General features: G+C 76.4%; 1 protein-coding gene. It reads left to right on the top strand.

Features of this window, described 5'->3' with window-relative positions:
- The coding region (locus tag ACFV4N_RS41510) for a type I polyketide synthase (protein WP_499678184.1) at positions 1–3,483 on the top strand (3,483 nt) is incomplete at its 3' end.

Raw genomic sequence — 3,483 nt, 5'->3', positions numbered from 1 at the left:
ATGGATCCGCAGCAGCGGTTGTTGTTGGAGGTTGCCTGGGAGGCTTTCGAGCGGGCGGGCATCGACGCGCACTCGCTGCGCGGCACCCGGACCGGGGTGTTCGCCGGTGTCATGTACCACGACTACGCGCCGGCGCTGGACCTGGTGCCGGACCAGCTCGGCGGAGCGGTCCTGACCGGTAGCGCGGGCAGCGTGCTCTCCGGGCGGGTGGCGTACCAGTTCGGCCTGGAAGGACCTGCCGTCTCGGTCGACACCGCGTGCTCGTCGTCGCTGGTGGCGCTCCACCTGGCCGCGCAGGCGCTGCGGTCGGGCGAGTGCTCGCTCGCCCTGGCCGGCGGGGTCACCGTGATGTCCACCCCGATGACGTTCGTCGACCTGGGCCGCCAGCGAGCCCTGTCCCCGGACGGCCGGTGCCGCGCGTTCGGCGCGGGCGCGGACGGCACCGGCTGGGCCGAGGGCGTCGGCCTCGTCGTGCTCGAACGGTTGTCGGACGCGCGCCGACAGGGCCACGAGGTGCTCGCGGTGCTCAAGGGCTCCTCGGTGAACTCCGACGGCGCGTCGAACGGGCTGACCGCGCCCAACGGGCTCGCCCAGCAGCGGGTGATCCGCCAGGCGCTGGCCAACGCCGCGCTGACGGCCGCCGACGTCGACGCGGTGGAAGGGCACGGCACCGGCACCCGGCTCGGGGACCCGATCGAGGCGCAGGCACTGCTGGACACCTACGGGCGGGCGCACCCGGCCGGATCGCCGCTGTGGCTGGGGTCGCTGAAGTCGAACATCGGGCACACCCAGGCCGCCGCCGGGGTCGGCGGCGTCATCAAGATGGTGATGGCGATGCGGCACGGCGTCCTGCCGAGGACGTTGCACGTCGAGCAGCCCTCGCCGTTGATCGACTGGTCGCAGGGCGGCGTCGCCCTGCTCGACCGGAACCGGGACTGGCCGAGCACCGGTCGTCCCCGCCGGGTCGGTGTCTCCTCCTTCGGCATCAGCGGCACGAACGCGCACGTCATCCTCGAACAGGCGCCGGAGCCGCCGGTGGCCCGGCCGTCGGGCGCCGCGGCGCGGCTCGGGGTCTTCGCCTTCCCGGTGTCGGGCCGGGGACCGGCGGCGTTGGCCGGCCAGGCGACCCGGTTGCGGGCCGCGCTGGCCGACGACCCGGACACCGACGTGGCCGGGTTCGGCGCGGCGCTGGCCGGCGGCTCCGCGCATCCCCACCGGGCGGTGGTCATCGCCGAAGACCGCGAGGAGCTGCTGGCCGGCCTGGACGCGATCGCGGCCGGCCGAGCGGGCGGTTCGGCCCTCGTGGTGGCGGGAGCCGGTGAAGCCGACCACGACGGCCCGGTCTTCGTGTTCCCGGGGCAGGGCGGTCAGTGGCTCGGGATGGGCGTCGAACTGTGGGAGAGCAGCCCGACGTTCGCGGAGCTGATGCGGGACTGCGACGAGGCGTTGGCGCCCCACGTCGACTGGGGCGGTTCCTCGCTGAGGGACGTGCTCGCCGGGGCGCCGGGTGCGCCGGGCCTGGACCGGGACGACGTCGTGCAGCCGGCGGTGTTCGCGGTCGGGGTCGCGTTGTCCCGGCTGTGGGCCTCCCTGGGCGTTCGGCCCTCGGCCGTCGTCGGGCACTCCCAGGGCGAGTTCGCCGCCGCCGTGGCGGCGGGGGCGCTGTCGCTGGCCGAGGGCGCGCGCGTGGTGTCCCTGCGGTCCCGGGTGCTGCGGCGCCTGGCCGACCACGGCGGCATGGGCTGGGTGAACCGGTCCGTCGACGAGGTGCGCGAACGACTGGCCGGTCATCCCCGGCTCGGCGTCGCCGCGGTGAACGGGCCGCTGTCCACGGTGGTCTCCGGGGACACCGCCGAGCTGGACCGGCTCCTCGCGGCCTGGGAGGCCGAGGGGGCGCGGGTCCGGCGCGTGCCGATCAACTACGCGTCGCACTCGGCGGTGGTGGAGGGCATCCGGGCCGAGCTGGCCGACGCGCTGGGCGTGGTCGAGTGCTCCGACGGCGACGTCCCGTTCCACTCGACGGTGACCGGCTCGGTGCTGGGCGGTCGGGAGCTGGACGCCGACTACTGGTACCGCAACCTGCGCGAAACGGTGCGTTTCGCGGACGTGGTCGGCCAACTGCTCGGCAGCGGGCACCGGTCGTTCCACGAGGTGGGCCCGCACCCGGTGCTCGTCAACTCGATCCAGGAGCTGGCCGAGGCCAGGGGGACGTCGGTCACGACGGTCGGCTCGCTGCGGCGCGGCCACGGTGGCGCGCGGGAGTTCCTGCGCAACGCGGCCGAGGCGTTCGCGGGTGGGGTCGACGTGCGGTGGTCCGGGCTGTTCCCCTCGGGGCGGCGGCCCGTGCGGCTGCCCACCTACGCGTTCCAGCGCACCCACTACTGGATCGAGCCGCTGCCCCACCGCCCGACCGGGGGCACCGACGTCGACACCCGGTTCTGGACCATGGTCGACGAGGGCGACCTCGAAGGGCTGACCGCGGCGCTGGACCTCTCCGACGACGCCGCCCGCTCCTCGCTGGGCGCCGTGCTCCCGGCCCTGTCCTCGTGGCGGGAGCGCAGCCTGCGGCAGGAGGAGCCGGCCGGCCGGCAGTACCGCGTCACCTGGCGCCGCACCAAGGGATCGGACCGACCGCTCACCGGCCGGTGGGTGGTCGTGGTGCCGGCCGACGTCGCCGAGCCGACGTGGCTCGAACAGGCAGTCGCGGCGCTGACGGCCCGAGGGGCCCGGGTCAGTCGGGTCGCGGTACCCCGGGAGGCGGGTGTGGAGGCGCTCCGCGACCGGCTGACCACGGCGTTGGACGGCGAACGGGTCGGGAACGTGGTGTCGTTGCTGGGCTTGGACGCGGAGCCGGTCCCGGGCGCGGCGGGGGACGCCGACACCGCGTCCGTGCCGGCCGGCCTGCGCGGCACGCTCGCGTTGGTGCGGGCGGTGGGCGCGCTGGGCCTGTCCACCCCGGTCTGGTGCGTGACCCAGGACGCGGTCGCCGCCCGGCCGGGGGACGCCGTCACCCAGCCGCGGCAGGCCGCGTTGTGGGGGTTCGCCCGGCACGCGGGGTTGGAGCAACCCGTGCCGTGGGGTGGCGTCGTCGACCTGCCGCGCGAGGTCGGCCACGCGGACCTCGCGGCGCTGGCCGGCGCGCTCGGGCAGGACGAGGGCGAGCTGGCGGTGCGGGACGGCGCGGTGTTCTGCCGCCGGCTGACCCGGGTCACCGCACCCGCGCCTCGGACGCACCGGCCGGTCGGGCGCAGCGCCCTGGTCACCGGCGGCACCGGCGCGCTCGGGGCGGAGGTGGCGCGCTGGCTCGTGGCGCGGGGCACGCGGCACCTGGTGCTGGCCGGCCGTCGCGGCCCGGCCGCGCCCGGCGCCGCCGAGCTGACCGCCGAGCTGGCCGGGCAGGGCGCCTCGGTGTCGGTGGTCGCCTGCGACGTGGCCGACCGGGCGCAGCTCGCCGAGCTGCTGGGCGCCTGGCCGGCGGAGCAC

Origin of the sequence: Actinosynnema sp. NPDC059797 (assembly GCF_042732085.1) — a bacterium.
In the GTDB taxonomy this organism is placed as follows: Bacteria; Actinomycetota; Actinomycetes; order Mycobacteriales; family Pseudonocardiaceae; genus Actinosynnema.
Note: the sequence above shows the minus strand (reverse complement) of the source record. Positions and strands in the feature narration are given on the sequence as shown.